This window comes from Neobacillus sp. PS3-12, assembly GCF_030915385.1.
In the GTDB taxonomy this organism is placed as follows: Bacteria; Bacillota; Bacilli; order Bacillales; family Cytobacillaceae; genus JAEVLT01.
The window spans coordinates 3,192,896-3,218,848 of sequence record NZ_CP133268.1; the positions used below are offsets into that span (position 1 = coordinate 3,192,896).

Consider the following 25,953-nt stretch of genomic DNA (forward strand, 5'->3'; position numbering starts at 1 on the left):
GGTTAATCGTGCCCATGCTAGAGGAAAAAGCAAGAGGAAGGGAACGAAAAGAGGTTAATCGTGCCCATGCTCTAGGAAAAAGAAGGAGCAAGGGAACGAATAAAGGTTAATCACCCATTCTCTAGGAAGAAGCAGTAATGAATGAAAATACAATAGGTATCTACATTCATAGAATGGCAATAATGCTATAATATAGAAAGAAAAACTTGGCGAATTCTAACAACGTAAAATAGTATTCATTCCAAAGCAGAATACACAGAAAGGAGCAAATACTTTGGTTGATCAGGCAAGGCAAATTCTCCAAACCTATTTTGGTTATTCATCCTTCCGTAAAGGGCAGGAGCAGGCAATTCAGTCTGTTATTTCTAAAAAAAATACCATTTGTGTCATGCCAACAGGTGGAGGGAAATCTATCTGTTACCAAGTTCCTGCCCTTGTACTACCAGGAACAACAATCGTTATTTCCCCCCTCATTTCGTTAATGAAAGACCAGGTTGATACACTTATCCAGGTTGGGGTCCCTGCAGCATTTATCAATAGCTCGTTAACTGCATCAGAAGCTTATCAAAGAATACAGGATGCAATCCATGGAAAATACAAGCTTCTATACATCGCCCCTGAAAGATTGGAATCCTATGAATTTATGGAGAGCTTAAAAAGAATGGATATCCCGTTGGTAGCGGTTGATGAAGCCCATTGTATTTCCCAGTGGGGACATGATTTTCGTCCAAGCTATCGCCATATTAAAAACTTAGTTGATAGCCTTCCAAACCGCCCGATTGTTCTTGCCCTCACCGCAACTGCAACTCCAAAGGTCCGTGAAGACATTTGCCTCTCCCTTAACATAAATCAAGACAATACCATTATTACAGGATTTGAACGTCAAAATCTTTCATTCTCTGTTATAAAGGGTCAAGATCGGCTTTCGTTTTTAAAAGACTATATTAAAAAGAATGAAAAAGAGGCAGGCATTATTTATGCTGCAACCAGAAAGACAGTTGATCAGCTATATGACCGATTGCAGAAAGCGCATATTAATGTTGCACGATATCATGCTGGAATGAATGATAAGGAGAGGAACCATGAGCAGGAGCGTTTTTTAGAGGACCAAGCAACGGTGATGGTAGCGACTTCTGCTTTTGGAATGGGGATTGATAAGTCAAACATTCGTTATGTTATACACTTTCAGATGCCTAAAAATATGGAAAGCTATTACCAGGAGGCAGGCCGCGCCGGTAGAGACGGGCTGGATAGCGAATGTGTTCTCCTTTATTCCTCGCAGGATGTTCAAATTCAGCGCTTTTTAATTGATCAATCAAGCGAGCGGGGACGGATTTCACACGAATTAGAAAAGCTGCAGCAAATGGTTGATTACTGCCACACCGAAAATTGTTTACAGGAATTCATTTTACACTATTTTGGAGAGTCGGATACAGAGCCTTGTGGCAGGTGTGGGAATTGTATCGATTCGAGAACGAGTATGGATGTATCAAAAGAAGCGCAAATGGTGTTGTCATGTATCATTCGAATGGAGCAGCGATTTGGCAAATCAATGATCGCACAAGTATTAACTGGTTCAAAAAATAAAAAAATCATAGAACTTGGTTTTAGTAAGCTGACAACCTATGGAATTATGAAAGAAAAAAGTGCCAAGGATGTAAGTGATTTTATTGAGTTTCTGATTTCACAAGAACTGATAGGGGTTAAGCATGGGACATATCCAACTTTGTTTGTAACGGCAAATGGTAAAGATGTTCTATTTGGAAAGCAGTCTGTATTTAGGAAGGAAGCAGTGGAAGTTAAGCAGGTTTCGAAGGAAGATCCATTGTTTGAAGAGCTTAGGGCTGTAAGAAAAAGAATTGCGGATTTGGAAAAAGTCCCGCCATTTGTCATTTTTTCCGACGCAGCTTTAAAAGATATGTGTGTCAAAGTGCCAAAAACAAGTGAAGCATTTTTGCAGGTCAGTGGTGTTGGCCAGAATAAACTGCAAAAGTATGGGGAAGAGTTTTTATCTGCAATACAGGCATTTTGTGAATCGAATGTTGACTATCAAAGTGAAATGGTAACTGAAGAAGCGCCTAAAAAAGCAGCAAAAAAAGCGACAGGTGATTCGCATTTAGAGACACTTAGTATGCACCAGAGCGGCTATGGGATCGAGGAGATTTCTGAAAAAAGAGGACTTTCGGTAAGCACAATTGAAAATCATTTGCTCCAGTGTGCCCAACAGAAAATGGATGTGGATTTTTCAAAAATAATTACGGCAGAATTTGTACCAAAATTAGAAAAGGCAGTTGAAGAGGCTGGAAGAGAAAAATTAAAACCAATTAAGGAGCTGCTTCCTGAAGAAGTTAGTTATTTTATGATTAGAGGATTTTTAATGATGAGTAAAAAATGAGGTTGAGATATTTGGAAACAGGAACGAATATAATGAATTGATTGATTTATAAAGGAGAGAAGAATGAAGATTTTAAAAAAAATCAGCCCTTTGTATGATCCTTGGGAAGCATATATGGACATGGAAGAGCACGGAAAAATGCAATTAAGCAATATTGAATTTACAACAACGACTCTTTGTAATATGCGATGTGAGCACTGTGCGGTAGGGTATACGCTTCAGGCAAAAGATCCTGAAGCATTGCCAATTGACTTAATTTTAAAGAGATTGGATGAAGTCTCAACTCTAAGGGCATTAAGTATAACTGGTGGAGAGCCTATGCTCTCATTAACATCGTTAAAAAATTATGTCCTACCTATTTTAAAATATGCGCATGAGCGGGGGATACGGACGCAGATTAATTCGAATTTGACTCTGGATTTAGATCGTTACGAATTAATCGTGCCTTATTTAGATGTTTTACATATTTCCCACAATTGGGGTACTGAAGAAGAATTTGCGACAGCTGGCTTCGCTCGAATGGAGCGTTTGCCGGACTATCATCAACGGGTAAAGTATTTTGAAAGAATGATAGAAAATAGCAGGGCACTTGTTAGGGCCGGTGTCATGATTTCGGCTGAAACAATGCTAAACAAACGAACGCTGCCGCATCTTGAAAAAATCCATCGAGAAGTTTTCAAGGATATGCTCTGTCAAAGACATGAAGTGCATCCGATGTACCCGAGCGATTTCGCTAGTAATCTTGAAACATTATCACTGGAGGAAATAAGAGAGGCAATCCACCATTTGCTGGATATTCGGGATGAGAATGTTTGGATGCTGTTTGGGACATTGCCGTTTTATGCTTGCAGCAGTAATCCTGAGGACTTAAAGCTATTGGAGCGGTTGTATAAAAGTAAAAATGTAACGGTGCGGAATGATCCGGATGGTCGATCTCGTCTAAATGTAAATATTTTTACCGGAGATATTATCGTTACTGATTTTGGTGATATCCCTGAGCTTGGAAATATTCAAACTACTAGCCTGCAAGGGGCATATGAAAAATGGAAAAGCTCAAAGATAGCAAAAGAAATCAGCTGTCATTGTTCGGCTGCTGCTTGCTTAGGACCCAATATATTAGTTAAGAACAGTTATTATCAAAATGAAGACTTTACTATTAAAAAGTCGAAAATTACAAAGTTATAATATATTTCTAAATGGCGGATAAAAATAATCTGCCATTTTAATTTTTATAGATCCACAACATTGGCTCCAGCTAGTGTGCTTGTAAAGGTAGATGCTCCTCAAAGGTTGCTGTTACTGTTCCATCCCGATTGGCCAAAATAAATACATGATAAAAAGCTCCTCCAAGTATGACTCCCGCTTGAATCACCGCTTCATTTACATCACACACCGTAGAGATGGTACCGTCTTCAAACTCTCACGGAATAAGAATCTGTATAAACTCCTCCCACTATTTCCAGATTAGTACCTGCAGTACCTATTTCTTATCACATTTTTGTGTCGTATTTTTGTTTTTTTAAATATTGAAAAGGGCAGTCGCTTATTGTTATGGCATTATTATTTGTTTACTCAATAATATTAAGTATATAAGTTCTTCCTATTCAAGTAACTCGGTGCAAGTGTTTAAGGTACAGCTGCCGTTTTTGACGAAATGGTTTGGAAAATGATTAAGAGCGAATGCACCGAGAAGGCTCCCTGACTGCCCTCGGAAAGCGAGTGCCTTCAGCGAAAATCAACATTCAAGTCTAACAGGGCCTATCTTTTAAATATTTATAAGAAAGGATGAGAAAAGACAACCATGGTTAAGGATAAGGATAAGGATCACTTTCAATCACTAATACCCTCAAAATCCTTCACAACTCATTCAAGTTTACAAGTATGGGATTTTGTTTCAGCTCCTGACTTGCACCCAATGAAGGTTAGGATAAATGTAAATAAACCAGGGGCAGCTCCAGGATTTATTTTCGTTGCACCATATACGACATTCGAGGCATCGATGATTGGGCAAACAGGCTCATTAATCATGGATCAAGCAGGTAACCCGGTCTGGTTTAGACCACTTGATAATAGATTTATCCAAAACACGGACTTTAAAGTACAATGTTACAAAAGAAAACCGGTGCTTACTATGTGGCAAGGAACCATTTCTGGTACTCAGATGGCAACCCCTATCCTACCTCAAGGAACCCCTGAGCCAGGAGCTTTTTATCTAATCATAGATCAGCATTATGAGGTGATAAAAAAAATTAAGGCAAAAAAAGGCTATATTGCTGATTTACACGAATTTATTATTACACAGCGGAATACGGCCTTATTTACTGCTGTGAAACAAGTGCCGGCAGATTTAACAACGTTTGGGGGACCAAAAGATGGATATATTAATAATTACTCTATTCAAGAAGTAGATATCAAGACTGGGGAGCTACTATTCTATTGGAATACACTGACTCATGTAAATCCAGTCCACTCAATGATTCCTGCTTCATCTGCAGCAAACATGAATAATATTTGGGATTGTTACCACATGAATTCAGTGGAGGAAGGACCAAACAATACGCTTCTTGTTAGCATGCGAAACATGTCAGCCCTCTATCATATTGATAAAAAAACCGGAAAAGTCCTTTGGCAGCTTGGGGGAAAAAAAAGTGACTTTACTTTTGGTCCAAACGCTTCTTTTTCTTGGCAGCATGATGCACGTTACTTATCCAAAAATAGAATAAGTATTTTTGATAACTCTTGCTGTGCTTCCCCTACTTCTCCTCCGCAAGGTCAAGCACGTGGTTTAATACTGACGCTTGATTTTGAAAAGGCTATTGCAACTGTCGATCGAACTTATTATCATGATCCAGCGCTAATTGTTCCAACCCAAGGAAACCTCCAAACGCTTTTTAATAAAAATCGATTTGTTGGATGGGGACAGGAACCGTATCTTTCCGAATTTTCTTCTGCTGGAAATACCGTAAAAGACCCTTCTAGAAATTTCTTATATGACATGCAGTTTCCTAACCAAAACATTTCATATAGGTCATATAAAAATAGATGGGTAGGTATACCGCTTGATCACCCCAGTCTTGCAGTAAAGGTATTACGTAAGGACGCGGTCGTTTATGTTTCATGGAACGGTTCAACTGAAACCGTTGCTTGGGAAGTTCTAGCTGGTCCAAAGCCAAATAAATTGTCCGTGCTTGTAAAGAGCACACCTCGTACTGGATTTGAGACAGAAATTCATGTTGATTCTGTCGGTCCTTACTTTCAAGTCCATGCATTAAACTCAGCTTTAAAAGTCATAGGAACTTCACGGATTATTAAAGCTTAAACATCCGTTTTAAACACCCACAAAACGTATATCCATTGCCCTGGTGCCGCCTATCTAGGACCCAATATTTTAGTGAAAAAAGTTATTATCAAAATAAGGATTTTACCAATCAAAAGGCGAAAATTTCTAAGTTATAGTAGATTTCAAAGTGGCAGATCAATATTGACCGCAATTTTTAATGTAGACCCATGCCGAGCAAACAATAAAGGGAATTTCTTATGAAATTCCCTTTATTGTTTCTTTTTATCTTTAGTTTTTTAGAAATGAGGCAGAAAATCCAGTAATAATGCCATAACCAATCCAACGATACCAATGATTGATTGGATGATCGTAATGGTTTTAAAAGTTTCACCCATTGACATACTGAAAGATTCCTTCACTAACCAGAAACCTGCATGGTTTGCATAGTTAAAGAATAAGGACCCCGAACCAATCGCTACTACTAACAATTCTTTATTAATGCTTGGGTTAGATCCAACTAGTGGTGCTAATAAGCCCGTTGCACCCACAATACCAACTGTTGCAGAACCTGTTGTTACAGATAACAGGGCAGCAATGAGCCAACCGATTGCAATTGCAGAAAGAGAAAGTCCATGTGTAAGATGAATAATAGCATTGCCAACATGCGAGTTTACTAGGACTTTTGCAAAAGCACCGCCACCGGCAATAATTAATAGAATACCTGCAATTGGTTTAAGACTTGCACCTAACGAATCACGAAGTTTCTTTGTATCTGTTCCTCGGGCATATCCTAATAAAATGACTCCTACTAATAATCCGATTAACAAGGCAATGACAGGGTCACCGACAAACTCTGTTATTTTATTAAAACTGGCTGAATTCTTAAACACTGTTTCAGCTAATGCACGGCTTAACATCATTAGCATTGGCAGTAAGATAACTAGCAAAGAAGTTCCAAGTGAGACAGGAGGCTTGCCTGCATTTTCCAGAGTAGCAGCCATATAATGCTCTGTTGTTGAACCAGGAAGCTTAGTTTCAGGTTTTTCAGTTGAACCTGTATATTGATCAAGCAGTTGCTGATCAGGACGAACAGTCATCCGCGGTGCAATAAATTTACCATAAACGGTCTGGCCAAGATGGCAGCGGGAATAGCACAGATAAGACCATAAATCATTGTAATACCTAAGTCTGATTTAAATCCCGCAATAGCGGTAAGGGGACCAGGGTGTGGAGGAACCATACCGTGCATGGTGGCAAGCGCTGCAATCACTGGAACCCCGATATAAACATAGGCCGAACCGTTGAAATTTCCTTGTCTTTCGAGTTTTTTGGCAACAGAGAATACAAGTGGTAAAAGCATAATAAGTCCAATTTCAAAGAACATCGGGATCCCGATAATAAATGCTGCTGCTCCCATTAGCCATGGTAATGTTCGATTGGTTGAACGACTTAAAATGGCAGAAGCAATTCGGTCACTAGCACCTGAATCGGCTAAAATTTTTCCCAGCATCGCTCCAAGTGCTACCTGAAGTCCAACCCCGCCTAATGTTCCTCCGGCTCCTTCTTCCACTGAACTTACAACCGTTTTAATGTCCAAACCGGATGCAAGTCCTACCGCAATTGACACCACCAAAAGGGCCAGCAAAGGATGTAAACGTAATTTTGAAACGATGAGAAAGATCAGCAATAAAATACTGCATACCGCAATAATAAGCAAAGATATATCATGTCCTGTCAAATGAAACACCCCTTTAAAAAATCGTGAAAATTGTTTTGAGCAAGAGAGCGCTCTCCATTCTCCTCAAAAATAAAAATTTACTAGATAGCGCTTTCAAACCGTCGTTTGAAAACCGTTAAGGTAAATGTACAGTTTTTTTAAAATTATGTGAATATTATCTAAGTTAAAGGAATTAACGAAATTAAATCAATATTTACATTAATTGTAAAAATAAAAAGAGATTGGAATTTACCAACCTCTACTTTTGCCATTTATATTTACGTTCCGGTCTGCCGACCATTCCGTATTGAATTTCTACTTCCACCTCTTCAATGGAGGAGAGATATTCTAAATATTTTCGTGAAGTGGAATCCGTAATTCCAAGAAGAACAGCTAATTCCTCTGCACTTACAATCTCTTTTTCAAACCGAAGTTTATCACGTACTCTTAGTAACGTAAATTTGTCAATCCCTTTTGGAAGTAGATTTTCGGAAGTCAGATTGGGACTGGAATGACCAGCCAATGAGAAAAAGGAGTCAATCTCATGTTGGTCCATTTTTTTCTTCATTCGAAGCTGCTTTAATGTCTGTTTGTACCTGGTTAGTTCATCTGTGAATTTTTTAACATCAATAGGTTTAATTAAATAACTAAAAACTCCGCCTCGAATCGCTTCGGTCACTGTTTCTGCATCATTGGCGGCAGTGATGGGAATAACATCAATCCCACGATAATTCATTCTTATGTCTCGTAATAAATCGATTCCATTCATATCTGGGAGATAGATATCCAATAAAATTAATTGCGGTTTAAATGTCTGAAGATACGCAAGCGCCTCATTCGCTGAATGAGCAACAGAGGAAACATCAAAGCCCTCTATTTTTTCAGTGAATTGTCTGTAAACCTTAGATGCTATGGGATCATCTTCAACGATCATTACCTGAATGAGGTTTTCTACCATATCCATTCTCCTTGCTTATTTTTTAGGAACAACGAGGGTAAACTTTGCCCCGCCTAAAAAACTATGAGTAATATAGACTTGTCCATTTAATTGGGTAAGTGAATTTCTGACAATGCTAAGGCCGATGCCACGATTTTTTCCGATTTTCGTTGTATATCCCTCTGTAAAAATAGCGTGCTGTTCCTTTTCTGAAATTCCTGATCCGTTATCTTGAATATCAAATATAATATCTCTGCCGATGTCAGTAAAGGAAACGGTCACAACTGCGCCCTTATCATTTTTTTCTTTTGCTGCTTCCATTGCATTATCAAGAATATTGCCGAGAATGGTTACTAGCAGCTTCGTATCAACCGAATCAGGAATTTCTGATAAACTGCTTTCCTCATCAATTGTTAAGTTTACTTTTAACTCTTTCGATCGATTAATCTTACCCAGCAAACAAGCAACCAGTAAAGGGTCTTTAACTGCAGTCATTAGAAATACAATTGTACTTTGGCGTTCCTTTACTTCACTTGAGATGAGTTCTCTTGCCTTGTCATACTCTTCTATGCTTAATAATCCGTAAATTGTGTTTAATTTGTTTAAAAATTCATGGTTGAGTGCTCTCATGTTTTCAGAATAGGATTTGATTTTTGATACTTCATTAAACAATTGCTCAATTTCGAACTCGGTACGTATCGTCAAAACAACTCCGGCTATTTGGTTCATTTGCATGACCAATGAAAAATCAATCACGTACAATTGATCACCAATAAAAACCTTCTGATTGTTTCTTCCTTTTTTCGATGATATAACTTCCTGAATCATATCCCTTAAACGGGTATTTTGAATGATCGAATCATCCAGTGGCAGATTATCCATTAATAATTCACGTGCTCTTTTATTCGTAGAGAGCACACAGAAATGTTTATCCACCGCAATAATTCCATCACGAATCGATTCAAGGATTGCTTCTTTTTCTTTAAATACATAGGATATCTCTTCTGGTTCGAGACCAAACAATTTTTGTTTTATCCTCCGTGCTATGAGAAATGCCGCAATAACCCCAATCAATAACAGCAATAAAGCAAGTCCCATGATTTCTTCTTTATACGTGAATATCCTTTTTTTTACATCAATCATTAAGAATCCGACAGAGGATACTCCGATGATCTCACCTTGCTTATTTTTAATCGGCGTTTTTGCTTTGAGTGCCGGTCCTGAAATTCCTTCACCAAAATAAACAACAGAAATATGCTGCTTAAAAATGGGGGCATTACTTGTGCCCATGGACTTGCCAATATATTTTGGATTGGGATGTGAATAACGAATTCCTTGTTTGTTACCGATAACAATATAACTGGCACCCGTTTGCTTTCTCATTTTTTCAACAATCGGTTGGATTTCTTTTGACGGGTTTTCGCTTTTAAAAGCACGAATAATTCTAGGATCCTGTGCTGCCAATTTGGCAACTGACATCGCCTCATCACCAAGGTATTGTGTTGAGAGATCATCCATAATTTTTGTAAAAAAAATAGCTGCCAGGATAGAAGTTGTGCATATGACAAACGATATGAGCAAGACCATCTGGGTAAATAATTTCAATTTTATATGTGGTAGTTTCATCAGCTTTTCTCCAACTTTGAAAGCGCATTATACAACAAGTATATCAAATTTGTCGAACATAACCTTAAATAAAAATATGCCTATCTTTTTTTGAGTTTAGGGAAAAGACTTGAAATAGAACCGAATAGATAAACCACTCTATTCGGTGTATTACGGTAATAAATGGGTTAAGGATTCAGATTCCTTAACCCATTTATTATTTATAATGATACATCTAACTACTTAATTAAAATAATTTGATTTGAGATCATTGAGTCTAAATATTTGCTCGTCTCTAGTTTGTTTTCAGAGATTGTCTCTTCTCTAAGCTATCTTTTTTTGCCGTTTTATGCCTGCAGCAGCAATCCGAAAGACTTTAAGCTTTTAGTGAAAAATAGTTATTATAAAAACAAAGACTTTTCTAATTTGAAAGCGAAATTTTTCAAAGGACTATTGGAAATCTAGAGGCGGATTTAATTATCGCCTTTTTTATGCTTTGTTATTAAATTCAAATAACGATTGTGAAAACTTCCACTTAAAGTAACATTATTGAAATAATAGAGTTAGTGTTTTAGTTATAACCAAAGCCTTATAATATCCAATTTCATTAGATTACCTATTGGTCAGTTGCAAAGGATATGCTACATTAAATTATGAGTATTTTTTCACAAAAATAATAGATTTGGAAGAGGCTATCAAGAAACTTATAAAATTATTCTTTATCAACCTTAGCAGAAGAAAGATGAAAACTTGATAAACGCCTTGAAAAGGTATTATATAATCTGCTAATTTTTCTAGAATTAATAAAATAAATTGTAAGGGTTTTCTTTCTGTGTAGAGGTGATTAAATGTTTTTTTCCTTACGTAATCGTTTATTTATGATTTTTACTTGTTTGTTAACTATTCCTTTCATTCTTTTATCCATTATTATCCCAAGCTGGTTTACATCTGTTATAGAGGAGCAAACTCAAGCCTTAACAGTAAGCGCAATGGATCAGTATTCCTTGTATATTAATTCAATTACTACACAGGCAGAAGACTTGGGGAAACAGGTGCTCGTAAATCAGACCACCCAAGATTGGGTTAGATTAGAAAAAGAGTATTCGAATATCCCTATAGAGCAAAGGATGTTAATGAAAAATCAACTAAAGATGCTTCTCTCGTCAATGATGATAAACAATTCGAATGCTATGTCTGTTTCTGTGATTCTTAATGATGGTACCGGTATTTGGGGAAATACTCCATCGCTTCAGAAAGCAGAGTGGTATAAGGACTTTTCCGAATTAGACCAACCGTTTGTAAAATCGCATATTGACCCTTACCAACCAACGGGAGGGAATATAAATAGCTATATTCTACCCCTGTTTGATATAAATACGCTTATTCGATACGGAATTATTAAGGTTAATTTTCCTTCCTCTTTATTAGAAACAGCATTAAATAAAATTAAAATAGGAAAAAATGGACACCCGTATTTGTTAGATAAACAAGGAACAAATGTTTTAAAAGGGAAAACCCATATTTCTAAAAACGTATTAAGTCAAAGTTTGATCAAAATAGCAAAGGGAAAAAATCAAAAAGGTCTAGTGGAAGTAAATGATCATGGAGAGGATTATCTGGTATTTTTTCAAAAATTGACTGCGGAAAAATGGATTTTAATCAGCGAAGTGAAGAAAACCGAATTGTTCTCCAAGGCTATCCAATTGCAGCATAATCTATTATGGTGGAGCGCTATCGTTTTTTTACTAACAATTGTTGCCTCATACATGCTTTCTACTAATATTGTAAGTCCTTTAGGAAAGCTTGCTAAGGCTATGGGGTTTATGGAACATGGGGATTTTTCGGTGCTAAACAGTTTATACCCACCATTAAATCGCATAACAATGAGGTTGGATATGTTATAAAAGTGTTCGGACAAACGATCGATCGATTAAAAAACTTAATTGAGAATGAATATGAAGCAAATATACGTCGAAAAGACGCAGAATACAAAGCCTTGTTATTGCAGATTAATCCGCACTTTTTGAACAATACTTTAGAAATCATCGGAGGATTAGCTCTTCAAGGGAAAAATAAAGATGTCATGAATGTAAGTATATACTTAGGACGGATGATGAGATATTCCTTGAATACACAAAGCGATGTGGTGAAATTAGGAGATGAAATAAACTATATCCGAAGTTATACTGAAATCCTTAAAATAAGATACGAAGACTCTCTCAAAATTACCATTGAAGAGGACCCTTTAACGAAATCTCTGCCTATTATCAAATTTATTCTACAGCCACTTGTAGAAAACGCAGTGAAATATAGTTTTATTGAAAAGAATTATGCTGATATCTATATTCAAACTCAAATGGTCGGGGATCATTTATCCATGGTTGTAGAAGATAAAGGAATTGGAATTTCTGAAGAAGCTATAGCTAACCTATTACAACAAGACAAAAATAATGAGGCCATAAGCGTTTTAGAGTCAAAAGGAAGCAGTATCGGGCTGAAGAATGTAATTGGACGGTTGAAACTATACTATGGCCAAAGATTTTCATATCATATCGAATCAGAAAAGGATATTGGAACAAGGATTACATTATATATCCATTTTGAGAGAGGTGATGTAAATGATGAGAGTGTTAATAACGGATGATGAGATTCAAATTCGTAAAGGACTGCGTTTAAAAGTAGATTGGGAGGAGGAAGGCTTCCAAATTATTGGTGAGGCTTCAAATGGACAAGAAGCATTACTACTTCTCGAAACTCTTGATATAGATGTGCTTATAACAGATATGAGAATGCCCATCATGGATGGGATTGAATTGGCAAAACATTGTCACCAGAGGTTTCCAAAAGTAAGAGTTATTGTTTTATCGGGGTACTCGGATTTTGAATATGTAAGAGGGTCAATGAAGGAAGGGGTTAAAGATTATCTGTTAAAACCGGTAGCTCCTGATGAATTGATTGAAATTTTAAGAGTCATTCGTAAAGACATTGAAAATGAAAGGAAGAAACAAGGCGAATTAGCCCGGTTGCATCAACTTGTTTACACTCAGTTGCAAGAAGTGCAGGAGCAATATTTGCTTCATATAGTAAAAGAGGAATCTTTGGAGTCTTATATGGTAACAGAAAGGTTACGCCAGCTTCAGTTAGAAGATTTAGCTAAGGAAAATTCCAGAGTACAATTTGTAACAGTGGAAATTAGAGGAGAAGCAGGAAACCAGAATAGAATTAAAGAACTTTGGCTCCCTTTTCAGATGCTGTGTAAGGAAATAGCGAAAGGGCATGCAGGAACATATACATTTTACGACCCAAGCTATGCCAATATGGTTCACTTTATCCATAAACTTGATCTAGAAAAGCCAAATAGCACCTCTATCCTAATTGATGAAATTCAAAAAAACGTAAAAAACTTCTTAGGCTTAGAGACGGTTATAGGATTGGGGAATATCGTAAAAAGTTCTGCTGAATTTAAGACCGGGTATATTTCAAGTTTACTTTCTTGGAGTCAAAGTCAAATTCATTCAGGCTCACAGGTGATTGATTGGAGAGAAACAAATGAAGAGGAGTTTGGGATTTCACCTGATTTGGAAAGAAGGATAACAAACACAATTGAAAACGTAAATTTTGAAGCATTTAAAGATAATATATATCAGTTGCTTAGCAGGAAAGAGAACCAATCTATCATGTCCTTTTCATTTGATGCTAATCGGGTGTTATTCTTATTAGACTCAATGTCAAGAAAATATAATATTAAAACAAAGGATATTCAAAAATTGATGTGGGATTCTCAGCAGAGTATTTGGGAGCTTAATTCTCATCGAAAAGTAATAGAGCAGCTAGTTCAGTTAGCCCATTTGATCATTGAAAATGTTCGTTTGGCTCGTTACTCAAACGGAAAGTTAATTATAGATAGTGTTAGGCAGTATTTGGACGAGCATTACGCAAATGAAATTTCTCTTACCTTATTATCTGAAATATTTCATATCAATAGTACCTATTTATCCGAAACCTTTAAAAATCACGTGGGGCAGAATTTTAGCGATTATCTGGTTAATTTACGTATGGAGAAAGCACAATATTTCTTAAAAGATAAGCAGCTCAAAATCATTGATGTAGCTAACTTAGTAGGTTTTTCAAGCTCTGGATATTTTAGTACAGTATTTAAAAAACACTTCGGACAAACACCTGCTGAATTTCGTCAGTCTTTGGAGATAAAACGAAATGTTTAAAAGAGAGGAATCTAGATGAAAAAATGGTTATCTATCAGTATACTTGTTATTTTTCTGTTAGGTGTTTTTACATATACGGCTTCTTTTTATAATTCACTCTCGGCTCATAATATAAACAAAGGAAACAAAAGAAAAGTGTTAAACCAGGTGAAACTGACGTTCTGGAGAAATAATGGAAACCAGGCAGAAAATCAGGCATATAAAGATTTAGTTACTTCTTTTGAGGCCGCTCATCCCAATATATTAATTAAAATGCAATCAATCCCATACAGCGATTATGAATTACGGCTGCGAACACAAATCGCTTCCGGGAACCCACCTGATATTATGACAATCGATAGTCCTAACTTGGCTCTTTACGCAAATGCAGGTTCACTTTTATCCATTGACCAATACATGAGAAAGGAAGGACAGCTTGGAGATATCCCTCAAGCTACATTGGATGGATTAACTTTTAAAGGGAAGATTTATCTTTCACCTGTTGTTGAGTCAAGTATCGCCCTTTTTTACAATATCCATTTATTCAAAGAGGCTGGCCTCCCTCTTCCTTCAGAAGATCCCAATAAACCTTTGACATGGGATGAGGTAGTGAAGATTGCCCAAAAGATAAATAATCCTAAAATGGGGGTTTATGGGATTGATCCTGCACAGGGATTTGGGGATGGGGAATCTCCTGCTTATTTTAAAATTCCACTTTTATGGCAGTTTGGTTCTCAAGTATTGAGTCCTGATGGAACAACAGCGAGTGGTTATCTTAACTCCAAAGAAGCATTATCGGCCCTCCAATTTTATCAAGATTTATACCATAAATATGGGGTTGCTTCGGTCGAATTACCACCTGGTGCTTTTGAAAAAGGAAAGCTTGCCATGACAGTGCTTGGTTCTTGGACATTAGCTGATTTGGAAAAAAGTAATCCGAATTTTAAGCTTGGAGTAGATTTTGGTATTGCCCCCTTGCCAATAGAAAAGCAACATATTGTTCCAAATGGAGGATGGGCGCTCGGGATCTCTTCAGGGACTCAATATCCAAAGGAAGCTTGGGAGTTTATCAAATATGTTTCTAGTTATGAAGGAATTAAAAAGTATGTAAAAGAAACAGGTGATATCCCTGCAAGATCTTCAGTAGCCAAGGACTTATCTGAATTCAACCAATATCCAAAAAATATATTTTTCCAGCAGGTGCAAAAGTATTCTATGCACCGCCCAATTACTCCTGCCTATCCAGTTGTGAGTGATGCTATAAGGGTATTATTTGAGGAAGTTGGAATTGGTGGGAAGGATGTAAGCCTTTCTGCGTTGGAAGCTATGGAAAAAATCAATATAGGTATTAAACAAATAGAAAAGTAGTAAATAGTTAATCCTCTAGTGAATAAAACTAGGGGATTTTTTTATTCCACTGAAATCGGTTTCAAATACCGAAAATATTCAACGTCTAAATCCAAAGATATTGAAATCTAGTCTTTCGTTATTTTGATAAATTAAAAATATGAAAGAGAACATGAGTATAGGGGGTAAGTAACTAAGAAAAAGGCCTAATTAGTTTGAAAAGGAGGAACCGTTGTGGAGCAAGTGTACCAAAAGTTAGAAAGCAGTGAAAGCAAGTTAATAAAAGAAAAAGCGGGTACAAAGACTTCAAAAAAATTAAGATATATGAAAGAAAATTATCAATTATACCTATTTGTTTTACCTGCATTGGTACTTGTCATTATTTTTAAATACGTACCAATGTATGGTGCTTTAATAGCATTTAAAGATTTTAATCCTTTACAAGGTATAATGGGGAGCCCTTGGATTGGGGTAAAGAATTTTGAGAAATTCATGAGTACTCCCGATTTTATGAATCTATTAGGCAATACATTAAAATTAAGTGCATTTGGATTGCTTTTTGGCTTTCCTGTCCCCGTTATTTTAGCACTTATGCTCCATAGAATTAGAAGTGTTGTCCTGAAGAAAAACATTCAACTAATACTATATGCACCTAACTTTATATCCGTTGTAGTTGTTGTAGGGATTGTCTTTATCATGTTATCTCCAGTTGGACCGATCAATCATATTATTAATTTATTCGGCGGTAAGTCGATCGATTTTATGACCGAACCTGGTTTCTTTAGGTCCATTTACATTATAAGTGATATTTGGCAATTCGCCGGCTGGGCTTCTGTTGTATATCTGGCAGCACTTGCAAACGTAAGCCAAGATTTAATTGACGCGGCAAAAATGGATGGAGCAAATATCTTTAAACAGATTATTCATATCGATTTGCCTACAATTAAACCGATTATGGTGATTCAGTTTATATTGGCTGCCGGAAATATTATGAGCATTGGATTTGAAAAGGCATATCTATTGCAAACTTCAATGAATATTCCTTCTTCGGAGATATTGCCAACCTATGTTTTTAAAATAGGGTTGCAAATGGGTGACTATGGATATTCAACAGCAATTGGATTATTTAACTCTGTTATTAATGTCATCTTACTATTAACGGTTAACAAAATAGTGAAACGGTTAAACGAAGGAGAAGGTTTATAAATAAAAGAAACGGGGTGAATTTCATGTTTAAACAACAAACGAAGACAGATAAGATCATCTTAACAACAAACGGGATCATCATGACATTAATCGTTCTAGCTGTTTTAGGACCATTAATCTATGTTGTAATGGCATCGTTTACAAACCCAAATACTTTATTGAACAGCGGGTTAACCTTAAATCCAGCTAAATGGACCTTCCAGGGTTATTTGAGAGTATTTAAAGATGGGTCTATTTTAACGGGATTTAGAAATTCATTGTTTTATTCAACTGCATTTTCAATCATTTCGGTTTCTATAACTGTACTTGCAGCTTATCCTTTATCAAGAAAGGATTTTGTTGGAAGAAAAGTTATTATGACCATATTTATTATTACCATGTTCTTCGGCGGGGGGTTAATACCAACATATCTATTAGTGAAAAATTTGAATATGCTGGATACCATTTGGGCGATTTTATTACCTGGAGCTGTAAACGTTTGGAACATTATATTAGCAAGAGCTTATTTTCAGGGGATACCAAATGAATTAAGGGAAGCAGCGGTCATCGATGGTACATCAGAAATGCAATATTTCTTTCGAATTTTACTTCCTTTAAGCAAACCTATTATTGCCGTTCTAGTATTATATCAATTTGTTGGTCAATGGAACTCCTATTTTGATGCCATGATCTATCTTAAAAGTGATAATTTACAGCCATTACAGATTGTACTTCGATCTATTCTCGTTCAAATGCAGCCAAGACCTGGAATGTTTGAAGATGCACAAAATACTGCACAGCTGCAACAGTTAGCAGAAATGGTCAAGTATGCTTGTATTGTTATTTCAAGTTTGCCATTAATTTTAATCTATCCTTTCTTCCAAAAGTACTTTGAAAAAGGAGTAATGGTAGGCTCTATTAAAGGTTAAATCAATAGAGTTAAATAAACTATTTTAAAGGGTGGTTTTCCAATGAAAAGAACGAAAAAAATCAGTCTTTTAACATCCACTGCATTAGCTGCCTGCTTAATGATAGCAGGATGTTCAAGTTCAACTTCAAGTAACGGTGCAAAAGGGCAGAATTCGTCACCAAATTATGGTCTTAAAAATATAACATTACCATTAAAAAAGCAAGTTACTTTAAAATTCCTTACCCAAAGTTCGCCTTTAGCACCTAAAGATCCTAATAAAAAATTAATCTGGCAAAGGTTTGAAAAGGATACAAATATTCATATTGATTGGACGAATTATACTTCGGATCAATTTCCGGATAAAAGAAATTTGGAGCTGGCCAGTGGTGACTTACCAGACGCTATCTTTCATGCTGGTTTAAGTGATAATGATATCCTGAGATATGCAAAGCAAGGCGTGATTATTCCAGTAGAGGGTTTAATTAACAAAGATATGCCAAATCTGAAGAAAATTCTTGATACCCATCCACAATATAAAAAATTAATTACAGCTTCTGATGGTCATATTTATTCCTTCCCGTGGATTGAGGAGCTGGGAACGGGTAAAGAAGCCATTCAAGCTCTAGATGACATTCCATGGATCAATAAGAAATGGCTGGATGAATTAGGGTTGAAAATGCCAACCACTACAGATGAGTTAGAAAAAGTACTACTTGCTTTTAAAGAAAAAGCTCCAGCAGGTACCAATACTGTTCCAATGTCCTTCATGATCAACCATGGCGGCGAAGATCCAGCCATGTTATTGGGAGCATTTGGAATGGGTGATAATGATGACCACTATATGGTAAATGAAGACCAAAAAGTTGTCTATTCTGCAAGCCAACCTGGATATGAAAAGGGAATTGAATGGCTTCACAAACTGCAGACAGAAGGTTTAATCGACAAAGAAGCCTTTACCCAAGATTGGAATACCTATGTTGCAAAGGGGAAAAACCAACGTTACGGATTATACTTTACTTGGGACAGAGCAAATATTTCAGGGAATAATGAAGACTATGTTCCACTGCCGCCATTAAAAGGTCCAGACGGAACTGTCAATGTACCTAGATCAAATGGGTATGGTTTTGACAGAGGCAGAATGGTCATTACAAGTGCAAACAAGAATCTGGATTTAACAGCTAAGTGGATTGATAAAGTCTATGAACCAATTCAATCCGTACAAAATAACTGGGGTACTTATGGCGATAAAACGCAACAAAATATTTTCGAGCTTACAAGTGCAGGTACTTTAAAACATTTACCACTTAACGGCACAGCACCTGTAGAATTAAGACAGAAAACAAGCGTAGACGGTCCTTTGGCTGTATTGAATGAATACTATGGAACAGTAACGACGAAGCCGGATGATGCTGCGTGGAGATTGGATATTTTGCATAACATCTATGTACCAGCAATGAAATCAACGTATAATTATCCTCCGATATTCCTGGACAAGGATAGTCAAGATCAATTAACACAACTTGAGACAGTAGTGAAGCCTTATGTAGAAAGAATGAAAGCGGAATGGATTTTAAAAGGCGGCATTGAATCACAATGGAATGACTATTTAAAAACTTTGGACAAAGACGGTCTTTCCAAGATTCTTACTATTAAACAACAAGCTTATGATAAATATAATTCAGGAAAATAAGCTGTTAGTGGCAAATCTATTGAAGGACAAACAAGTTCGAACAGAATAAAATTTCTGTTCGGCTTGTTTTTAATATCTGAGAATGTTAGGTGATGAACATAATGTTTGATTGTATAGCATTAGGCGAAGTTTTAATCGATTTTACACCAGCAGGGAAATCCGAAACTGGGGAAGTCCGATTTGAACAAAATCCAGGAGGTGCCCCTGCAAATGTGCTTTGTGCATTAGCTAAGTTAGGCAAAAGAACAGCTTTTATCGGTAAAGTAGGTAATGATCAGTTTGGGCATTATTTAAATTCTGTTTTACAAAAAAATAAAGTCAACACTGATGGCGTCGTTTTCACTGAAGACATAAATACAACTTTAGCTTTTGTCCACCTAAACGATCAAGGGGATCGCTCTTTTAGTTTTTACCGCAACCCCGGAGCAGATATGTTGTTGCATGAAAGCGAATTAGACTTGGCGATGATTGGAAATTCTCGTATTTTCCATTTCGGATCCATTTCGATGACTCATGAGCCATCGGCATCTGCCACATTAAAAGCAGTATCTTTTGCAAAGGAAAATGGTCTCCTTATTTCTTACGATCCTAACCTGAGAGTGAATCTTTGGAGTGATTTGAACCACGCAAAGAACATGATTGAAATGGGATTGAAATACGCAGATATTTTAAAAATATCGGAGGAAGAACTTGAATTTATTACAGGAACAAAAGACCTTACTAAAGGCTCTGAATATATTTTTAGCCATTTTTCTACAAAACTAATTTTTGTTACGTTAGGGTCAAAGGGCTGTTTTTACCGGTTAGGTCATGAAACCGGTAAATGCAGCGGATATGAGATAGAGTCAATCGATACAACCGGCGCGGGAGATGCTTTTTTGGCTGGTGTTTTATATCAAATTATTGAAAAAAATAAAGTCATTACTGATTTGTCTTTAAAAGATGTAGAACAAATGGTTTCATTTGCTAATGCAGTAGGAGCCCTTGCCACAACAAAAAAAGGTGCTATACCTGCCATGCCTACATTGGAAGAAATTCTTTCATTATATAAGAAGACAATTTGTGTTAAAGAGGGGATTGAATCTTAATGAATAGAATAGTAGTTAAAGAAAAATTTCGTCCGCAGTTTCACTTTTCACCTGAATCCAACTGGATGAATGATCCAAATGGAATGGTCTATTATGATGGAGAGTACCATTTATTCTACCAGTACCATCCTTTCGGTACGACATGGGGACCAATGCATTGGGGACATGCGGTTAGTAAAGATTTGATTCATTGGGACCACCTTCCGATAGCGCTGGCTCCTGATGAGAATGGGGCAATTTTTCCGGGAGTGCTGTTGTAGATTGGAATGATACAACAGGTTTTTTTAATGGCGAATCCGGACTTGTTGCGGTATTTACTCATGCAGATAATTTTCCAGACTCTGATCGTTCTAGACAGAGACAAAGTCTGGCCTATAGCACCGACAATGGTCGTACTTGGACTAAATATGACGGAAATCCAGTATTAGAAGATGAAAGTATAACTGATTTTCGAGATCCAAAAGTATTTTGGCATGAAGAATCAAATAAATGGGTTATGATTCTTGCGGCGGGAAATCATGTCCGTTTCTATACTTCCCAAGATTTAAAAACATGGGCTTTTGCAAGTGAATTTGGTAAAGAGGTGGGGTCCCATGCCGGTGTTTGGGAATGTCCGGACTTATTCAAATTATCGGTTAACGGAAATCCAAATCATAACAAGTGGGTAATGATCGTTAGTATTGGGAATGAATCCGCCTACGTAGAAGGATCGAGGACACAGTATTTCATTGGTGATTTTGATGGCTTAACATTTGCAAATGATCATTGTGACGACACAATCCTTTGGCTGGATCACGGGAGAGATAATTATGCCGGTGTTACCTGGTCCGATATCCCAAGTGAAGACGGAAGACGTCTTTTTCTTGGCTGGATGAGCAATTGGAAATATGCGAATGAAACGCCAACCGATTCTTGGAGAAGCGCCATGACATTGCCACGTGAGTTAACCTTAACTGAAAGTTCCGAAGGAGTAAGACTAAAACAAACTCCAGTATCCGAACTCGAAAAAATTAGACAGGAAATATACTCCTTGCATGAATTCGTGCTTCAACCCAATCAAAACATATTGTCGGATGTATCCGGGGATCAGTTAGAAATTATTGCTGAATTTGAACTTGATTCAGCAACAGAATTTGGATTTAAACTTCGAAAATCAGATTCTGAGGAAACGATTATTGAATATGATGTCGCTGAGGAATCATTATTTGTTAATCGAACTACCTCTGGTTTGACGGATTTTAATGAGTATTTCCCTTGTACACACAGTGCACCATTGTCAATTAAGAATAAACGGGTAAGACTGAGAATTTATGTAGACTGGTCTTCAGTGGAGATATTTGGAAATGATGGAGAAATGGTTATTACGGATCAAATTTTCCCTGATCCTGCAAGTAAAGGGTTAGAGTTATATACAAAAAATGGAAATGTGAAATTAGTCTCCTTATTAATTTTCCAATTAGAATCAACTATATAATTTTCACATCTTAATTTTCAACCTTTCGATATATTGATTTACTTTAAAATTTTGGAAAGTTCAAATTAATTCCAACCGAAATAAAGCAGTCTTGAAATGAAAGACTGCTTTATTTACTCATCTTTAACGTTAATATCGTCATATTGTTGTGACTTTTCCTTAATGGAGAGATTAATTGTTTTATGTTTCTAAGTCATTTTTTCTAACTCGCATTGAGTTGAAATCCAACAATTGAGGTGAATTGTTTGAAATCAAATAAAGAGATCCTTGAAGATTTAACAAGAGAATTACTTCGCATTGGTTCAACTACTCAAAAAGATTATGATTCGTTAAAGAAGAAGGGACAAGTTTACAGCACGACCATTTGCCGTCGCTTGAAATTAAGCTGGCCAGAAGTTGTCAAAGTCACTTGTGTTAAAGCTCATGATTCTATTTCAGGGAGCGTCATTCGTAAAAGTTTAAGAGGGACATATATAGAAAATGATGTTCCCAAGTAATCATGAATCTTGCTTTAGAACTCTGATCAATTTTTTGTATATAGGCTTATAGCACATAAGGAAGGGGGAGAGGATCATGCATAGTATGCGATGGGCGTGGGGCTATATACGAAATTATCGGGTTAGATTATTCTTAAGTCTTTCATTGTCATTATTTATTTCAGCACTTAATATGGTTAATCCTTATGTTGCAGGAAAAATTGTGGATAAAGTTATTTTTGAACATCAAGAACATTTATTATTACCCCTTTTAACGACCATGATTGGAGTTACGATCGTTAAAACTGTTATTCGTTATAATTATCAATTATCGTTCGAGCGTATTTCGCAAGGTGTCATTTTTAGAATTAGAGAACAGTTGTATGATCGGCTTCACCAGTTAGATTTTAGCTTTTATGATCGAACCAAAACGGGAGACATTATGTCCCGGATGACAGGTGACTTGGAAGCGGTCCGACATTTTATTTCTTGGGTCATTTATATGATTTTTGAAAACTTTACAATTTTGATTTTTGCGATTGTGTTCATGTTTTCTATTCATCCGCCGTTAGCCTTAACCATGCTGATCATTACCCCAATTAGCGGCTTTTTTGCATACAAGTTAACCTTCTCAGTTAAACCGACTTTTTCAGAAATAAGAGAACAGTTTGCAAGGTTAAATTCCGTTGTACAGGAAAACATTAGCGGAAACAGAGTGGTTAAAGCCTTTGCTAAAGAAGACTATGAAACTGAAAAATTTTCCGTTCAAAATAAAGAATTCAAAGAGAAGAACATTAACTCCGCGCAAGTTTGGGAAAAATATTTACCTGTACTCGATTCACTTGCCGGGTATTTTCTGTTGCCATGATATTTGTAGGGGGATTTATGGTGATTAAAGGCTCTATTACCATAGGAAAGTTGGTCACATTTAACTCCTTGCTATGGGCATTAAACAACCCGATGCGAATGGCGGGCTGGTTGATTAATGATGTCCAACGGTTCATTGCTTCAGCAGAAAAAGTGGAAGAATTATTAAACACTGAGTCTAAAATAAAGAATCAAAATATTCGGTATAACGTAAAAAATTTCAAGGGTATCGTGGAGTTTGATCATGTCTCTTTTAACTATGGTGATGAACCTGTTTTAGAAGACATCAATTTTAAAGTGATTCCGGGGCAGACAGTAGGAATTATTGGTCCAACCGGTGCTGGAAAATCAACATTAGTAAATCTGCTAAGCAGGTTTTACGATACTACCGGCGGTGAGGTAAGAGTGGATGGAGTCAATGTAAGGGATTGGGACCTTCACCAATTAAGATGGAATATTGCCATGGTGATGCAGGATATTTTTCTCTACTCAGATACCATAGAGGGAAATATTGCTTACGGGAATCCCGAAGCGACGATTGAAGAAGTTCAATTAGCGGCAAAGGTTGCAGAAGCCCATGGGTTTATTTGTGAGCTTTCCAATGGTTACAATACGGTTGTCGGTGAACGCGGTGTCGGACTATCTGGAGGACAAAGACAGCGGATTGCACTTGCGCGTGCCATTCTTAAAGATCCAGCTATCCTAATCCTTGATGACACAACTTCAGCAGTGGATATGGAAACTGAGCTCAGAATCCAACATACGTTGAAGTCCATACTTCAAGAAAAAACTTGTTTTATTATTGCTCATCGAATTTCCTCTGTCATGGAAGCCGATTTAATCCTTGTAATGGAGAATGGAAGGATTATTGAAAAAGGAAAACACACGGAACTTCTAAAGAAAAAAGGCTATTATTCTCATGTGTTTAAAAACCAATTTGGGAATTTTGATAATCCTGATCAAGGTAAGGAGGTGATCCATCTAAATGGGACGCAATAAATTTGATGTAGACGAGGAGTTAGAATCTCCTTTTCGTTTTATTCATTTTAAGCGGTTGTACGTTTATTTAAAACCTTATAAAAAGTCGATTCTTTTTACAACTCTTATCATGCTGGTTTCCAGCGCTGCGAATTTGATTGGACCATATTTAATTAAGCAAGCTATTGATGTAAAGATTCCTGGAAAAGACGTAGGAGGGTTAGGGATTTTAGCGGGAATTTATCTCATCTCCCTAGTGATTACCGGACTCTGTTTAAAATATAAGATTCGTATGATGACAGAAATTGGGCAAAGCGTCATTTTAAATATAAGAAAAAATTTGTTCACACACCTGCAAAAACTATCTTTTTCTTTTTATGACAGTAAACCGCATGGGAAAATCTTGGTCCGGGTTGTCAACTACGTTAATTCTCTAAGTGATTTGCTTTCAAATGGCTTAATTAATTTAATTACCGATCTTTTTAGTCTTTTTGTCATTTTAGGTTTCATGTTTTCAATTAATGTTAGGCTGACATTGCTGTCGATGGCGGGTTTTCCGTTCCTTGCTATCGTTATCTTTTTTATTAAAAATGCCCAGCGGAAAGCGTGGCAAAATTTGAGCAACAAGCAATCAAATATGAATGCTTATATTCATGAAAGTATTAATGGGATCAAAGTAACCCAGGCTTTTTCTAGGGAGGATGAAAATAAGCGAATATTCCGAGATGTATCGGAAAGCTATCGTACTGCGTGGATGAAAGCGGTCAAAATTCAATTTCTTCTATGGCCATCCATTGAGAATCTTTCAACCCTTACCGTTTCATTTATCTATATTATGGGTATCTCTCTGATTAGCCATGGAGTGACGGTTGGAGCTTTAATTGCTTTTGTTGGATACATCGGAATGTTTTGGACTCCTTTAACGAATATCGGAAACTTTTATAATGCGATCATTAATGCAACCGCCTATTTGGAAAGGATTTTTGAGACGATGGATGAAGAGCCTGCCATTCTTAGTGATCCCAAAGCTGTTGGTCTTCCGGACATTAAAGGGAATGTTGAATTTAAAAATGTAGTATTTGGTTATGAGGGGGAGGAAAAAGTCCTTGACAATATTAATTTTTGCGTTAAGCCTGGAGAAACGATAGCCCTTGTAGGTGCAACAGGTTCAGGTAAGACTACAATTGTCAGCTTGATTAGCCGTTTCTATAATATCAATGCAGGAAAAATAGAAATCGACGGTATTGATATAAAAACTGTAACCATCCCGTCTCTTCGTAAGCAAATGGGTGTCATGCTTCAGGATCCATTCATTTTTTCTGGGACCATTATGGATAATATCCGCTATGGACGCTTGGATGCAACAGATGAAGAAGTGATTGAAGCTGCAAAATCAGTGCAGGCGCATCAGTTTATCAGCAGATTGAAGGATGGATATTTAACGGAAGTGAACGAAAGAGGAACCAGACTTTCCAATGGACAAAGGCAGCTGATCTCTTTTGCCAGAGCGTTATTGGCAGATCCCAAAATATTAATTCTGGATGAGGCAACCTCATCAATTGATTCAGAAACGGAGCTTGCGTTACAAAAAGGGCTTGAGAGGCTGCTTTTAGGCAGAACCTCCTTTATTATTGCTCACCGGCTTTCGACCATTCAAAATGCAACCCGAATTCTAGTGATTGATAAGGGTAGAATCATAGAAGAAGGAGCTCACCAAGTGTTACTCAATAAGAAGGGGCATTATTGGAAGCTATATATTTCACAATTTATATCCTCAGCGGTTGGATGATATGGAACATTTT

Annotated in this window: 18 protein-coding genes and 2 pseudogenes; 16 read left to right on the plus strand and 4 right to left on the minus strand. The window is 36.8% G+C overall.

The window, feature by feature from the left end; genetic code table 11:
* Positions 1-274 precede the first annotated feature (274 nt).
* The 3 genes from recQ to RCG17_RS16290 all read left to right on the plus strand — a co-directional run bounded on the left by recQ (position 275) and on the right by RCG17_RS16290 (position 5,714).
* Complete coding sequence (gene recQ, locus RCG17_RS16280; RefSeq protein ID WP_308171195.1) at positions 275-2,395, plus strand: DNA helicase RecQ; 2,121 nt, start codon at positions 275-277, stop codon at positions 2,393-2,395.
* A 63-nt stretch (positions 2,396-2,458) separates the two neighbouring features.
* Positions 2,459-3,580, plus strand: coding sequence for a radical SAM/CxCxxxxC motif protein YfkAB (gene yfkAB, locus RCG17_RS16285; protein ID WP_308171196.1), 1,122 nt, complete (start codon positions 2,459-2,461; stop codon positions 3,578-3,580).
* Positions 3,581-4,196: 616 nt separating this feature from the next.
* Positions 4,197-5,714, plus strand: a complete 1,518-nt coding sequence (locus RCG17_RS16290; RefSeq protein ID WP_308171197.1) for an arylsulfotransferase family protein — start codon at positions 4,197-4,199, stop codon at positions 5,712-5,714.
* 257 nt (positions 5,715-5,971) lie between these two features.
* On the opposite strand, the gene RCG17_RS16295 is transcribed toward RCG17_RS16290, so the two are convergent.
* The 4 genes from RCG17_RS16295 to RCG17_RS16310 form a co-directional block, all read right to left on the minus strand.
* A complete protein-coding gene (locus tag RCG17_RS16295) occupies positions 5,972-6,772 on the minus strand; it encodes a GntT/GntP/DsdX family permease (protein ID WP_308171198.1) in 801 nt (266 codons plus the stop codon).
* A complete protein-coding gene (locus tag RCG17_RS16300) occupies positions 6,769-7,413 on the minus strand; it encodes a GntP family permease (protein WP_308171199.1) in 645 nt (214 codons plus the stop codon). The genes RCG17_RS16295 and RCG17_RS16300 overlap by 4 nt, the downstream gene beginning before the upstream one ends.
* A gap of 238 nt (positions 7,414-7,651) precedes the next feature.
* Positions 7,652-8,350 carry a response regulator gene (locus RCG17_RS16305; protein ID WP_308171200.1) on the minus strand — a complete coding sequence of 233 codons (699 nt, stop codon included), beginning with the start codon at positions 8,348-8,350 and terminating at the stop codon, positions 7,652-7,654.
* Between the two features lie 15 nt (positions 8,351-8,365).
* On the minus strand, positions 8,366-9,955 hold the full coding sequence (locus RCG17_RS16310) for an ATP-binding protein (protein ID WP_308171201.1): 1,590 nt from the start codon (positions 9,953-9,955) through the stop codon (positions 8,366-8,368).
* Positions 9,956-10,827: 872 nt separating this feature from the next.
* Here RCG17_RS16310 and RCG17_RS16315 point away from each other — a divergent pair.
* From RCG17_RS16315 to RCG17_RS16375, 13 genes and pseudogenes are all read left to right on the plus strand, one after another.
* Positions 10,828-11,838: a HAMP domain-containing protein gene (locus tag RCG17_RS16315; protein ID WP_308171202.1), complete on the plus strand. Its 1,011-nt coding sequence runs from the start codon at positions 10,828-10,830 to the stop codon at positions 11,836-11,838.
* Positions 11,839-11,840: 2 nt separating this feature from the next.
* Positions 11,841-12,578 (plus strand): sensor histidine kinase, encoded by a 738-nt coding sequence (locus tag RCG17_RS16320; RefSeq protein ID WP_308171203.1) that lies wholly within the window; start codon positions 11,841-11,843, stop codon positions 12,576-12,578.
* Entirely contained in the window at positions 12,553-14,157 is a 1,605-nt protein-coding gene (locus RCG17_RS16325) for a response regulator transcription factor (RefSeq protein ID WP_308171204.1), read from the plus strand. Before RCG17_RS16320 ends, RCG17_RS16325 begins: the two co-directional genes overlap by 26 nt.
* 15 nt (positions 14,158-14,172) lie before the next feature.
* Positions 14,173-15,504 (plus strand): ABC transporter substrate-binding protein, encoded by a 1,332-nt coding sequence (locus RCG17_RS16330; protein WP_308171205.1) that lies wholly within the window; start codon positions 14,173-14,175, stop codon positions 15,502-15,504.
* Positions 15,505-15,807: 303 nt separating this feature from the next.
* The gene (locus RCG17_RS16335; protein ID WP_308175864.1) at positions 15,808-16,689 is read left to right on the plus strand and encodes an ABC transporter permease; all 882 of its coding nucleotides are present in this window, start codon (positions 15,808-15,810) and stop codon (positions 16,687-16,689) included.
* Positions 16,690-16,712: 23 nt separating this feature from the next.
* Positions 16,713-17,597, plus strand: coding sequence for a carbohydrate ABC transporter permease (locus RCG17_RS16340; protein ID WP_308171206.1), 885 nt, complete (start codon positions 16,713-16,715; stop codon positions 17,595-17,597).
* A 42-nt stretch (positions 17,598-17,639) separates the two neighbouring features.
* Positions 17,640-19,268 carry an ABC transporter substrate-binding protein gene (locus RCG17_RS16345; RefSeq protein ID WP_308171207.1) on the plus strand — a complete coding sequence of 543 codons (1,629 nt, stop codon included), beginning with the start codon at positions 17,640-17,642 and terminating at the stop codon, positions 19,266-19,268.
* A gap of 101 nt (positions 19,269-19,369) precedes the next feature.
* A complete protein-coding gene (locus RCG17_RS16350; RefSeq protein WP_308171208.1) occupies positions 19,370-20,356 on the plus strand; it encodes a PfkB family carbohydrate kinase in 987 nt (328 codons plus the stop codon).
* 83 nt (positions 20,357-20,439) lie between these two features.
* Positions 20,440-21,287 (plus strand): annotated as a pseudogene (locus tag RCG17_RS16355) (glycoside hydrolase family 32 protein); the annotation flags it as partial.
* Positions 21,282-21,830, plus strand: coding sequence for a GH32 C-terminal domain-containing protein (locus tag RCG17_RS16360; RefSeq protein WP_308175865.1), 549 nt, complete (start codon positions 21,282-21,284; stop codon positions 21,828-21,830). The pseudogene RCG17_RS16355 and the gene RCG17_RS16360, both read left to right, overlap by 6 nt.
* Before the next feature lie 245 nt (positions 21,831-22,075).
* A complete protein-coding gene (locus tag RCG17_RS16365; protein ID WP_308171209.1) occupies positions 22,076-22,327 on the plus strand; it encodes a hypothetical protein in 252 nt (83 codons plus the stop codon).
* Positions 22,328-22,403: 76 nt separating this feature from the next.
* Positions 22,404-24,172: pseudogene (locus tag RCG17_RS16370) on the plus strand (ABC transporter ATP-binding protein).
* Complete coding sequence (locus RCG17_RS16375; RefSeq protein ID WP_308171210.1) at positions 24,159-25,940, plus strand: ABC transporter ATP-binding protein; 1,782 nt, start codon at positions 24,159-24,161, stop codon at positions 25,938-25,940. Before RCG17_RS16370 ends, RCG17_RS16375 begins: the two are co-directional and overlap by 14 nt.
* Positions 25,941-25,953 lie beyond the last annotated feature (13 nt).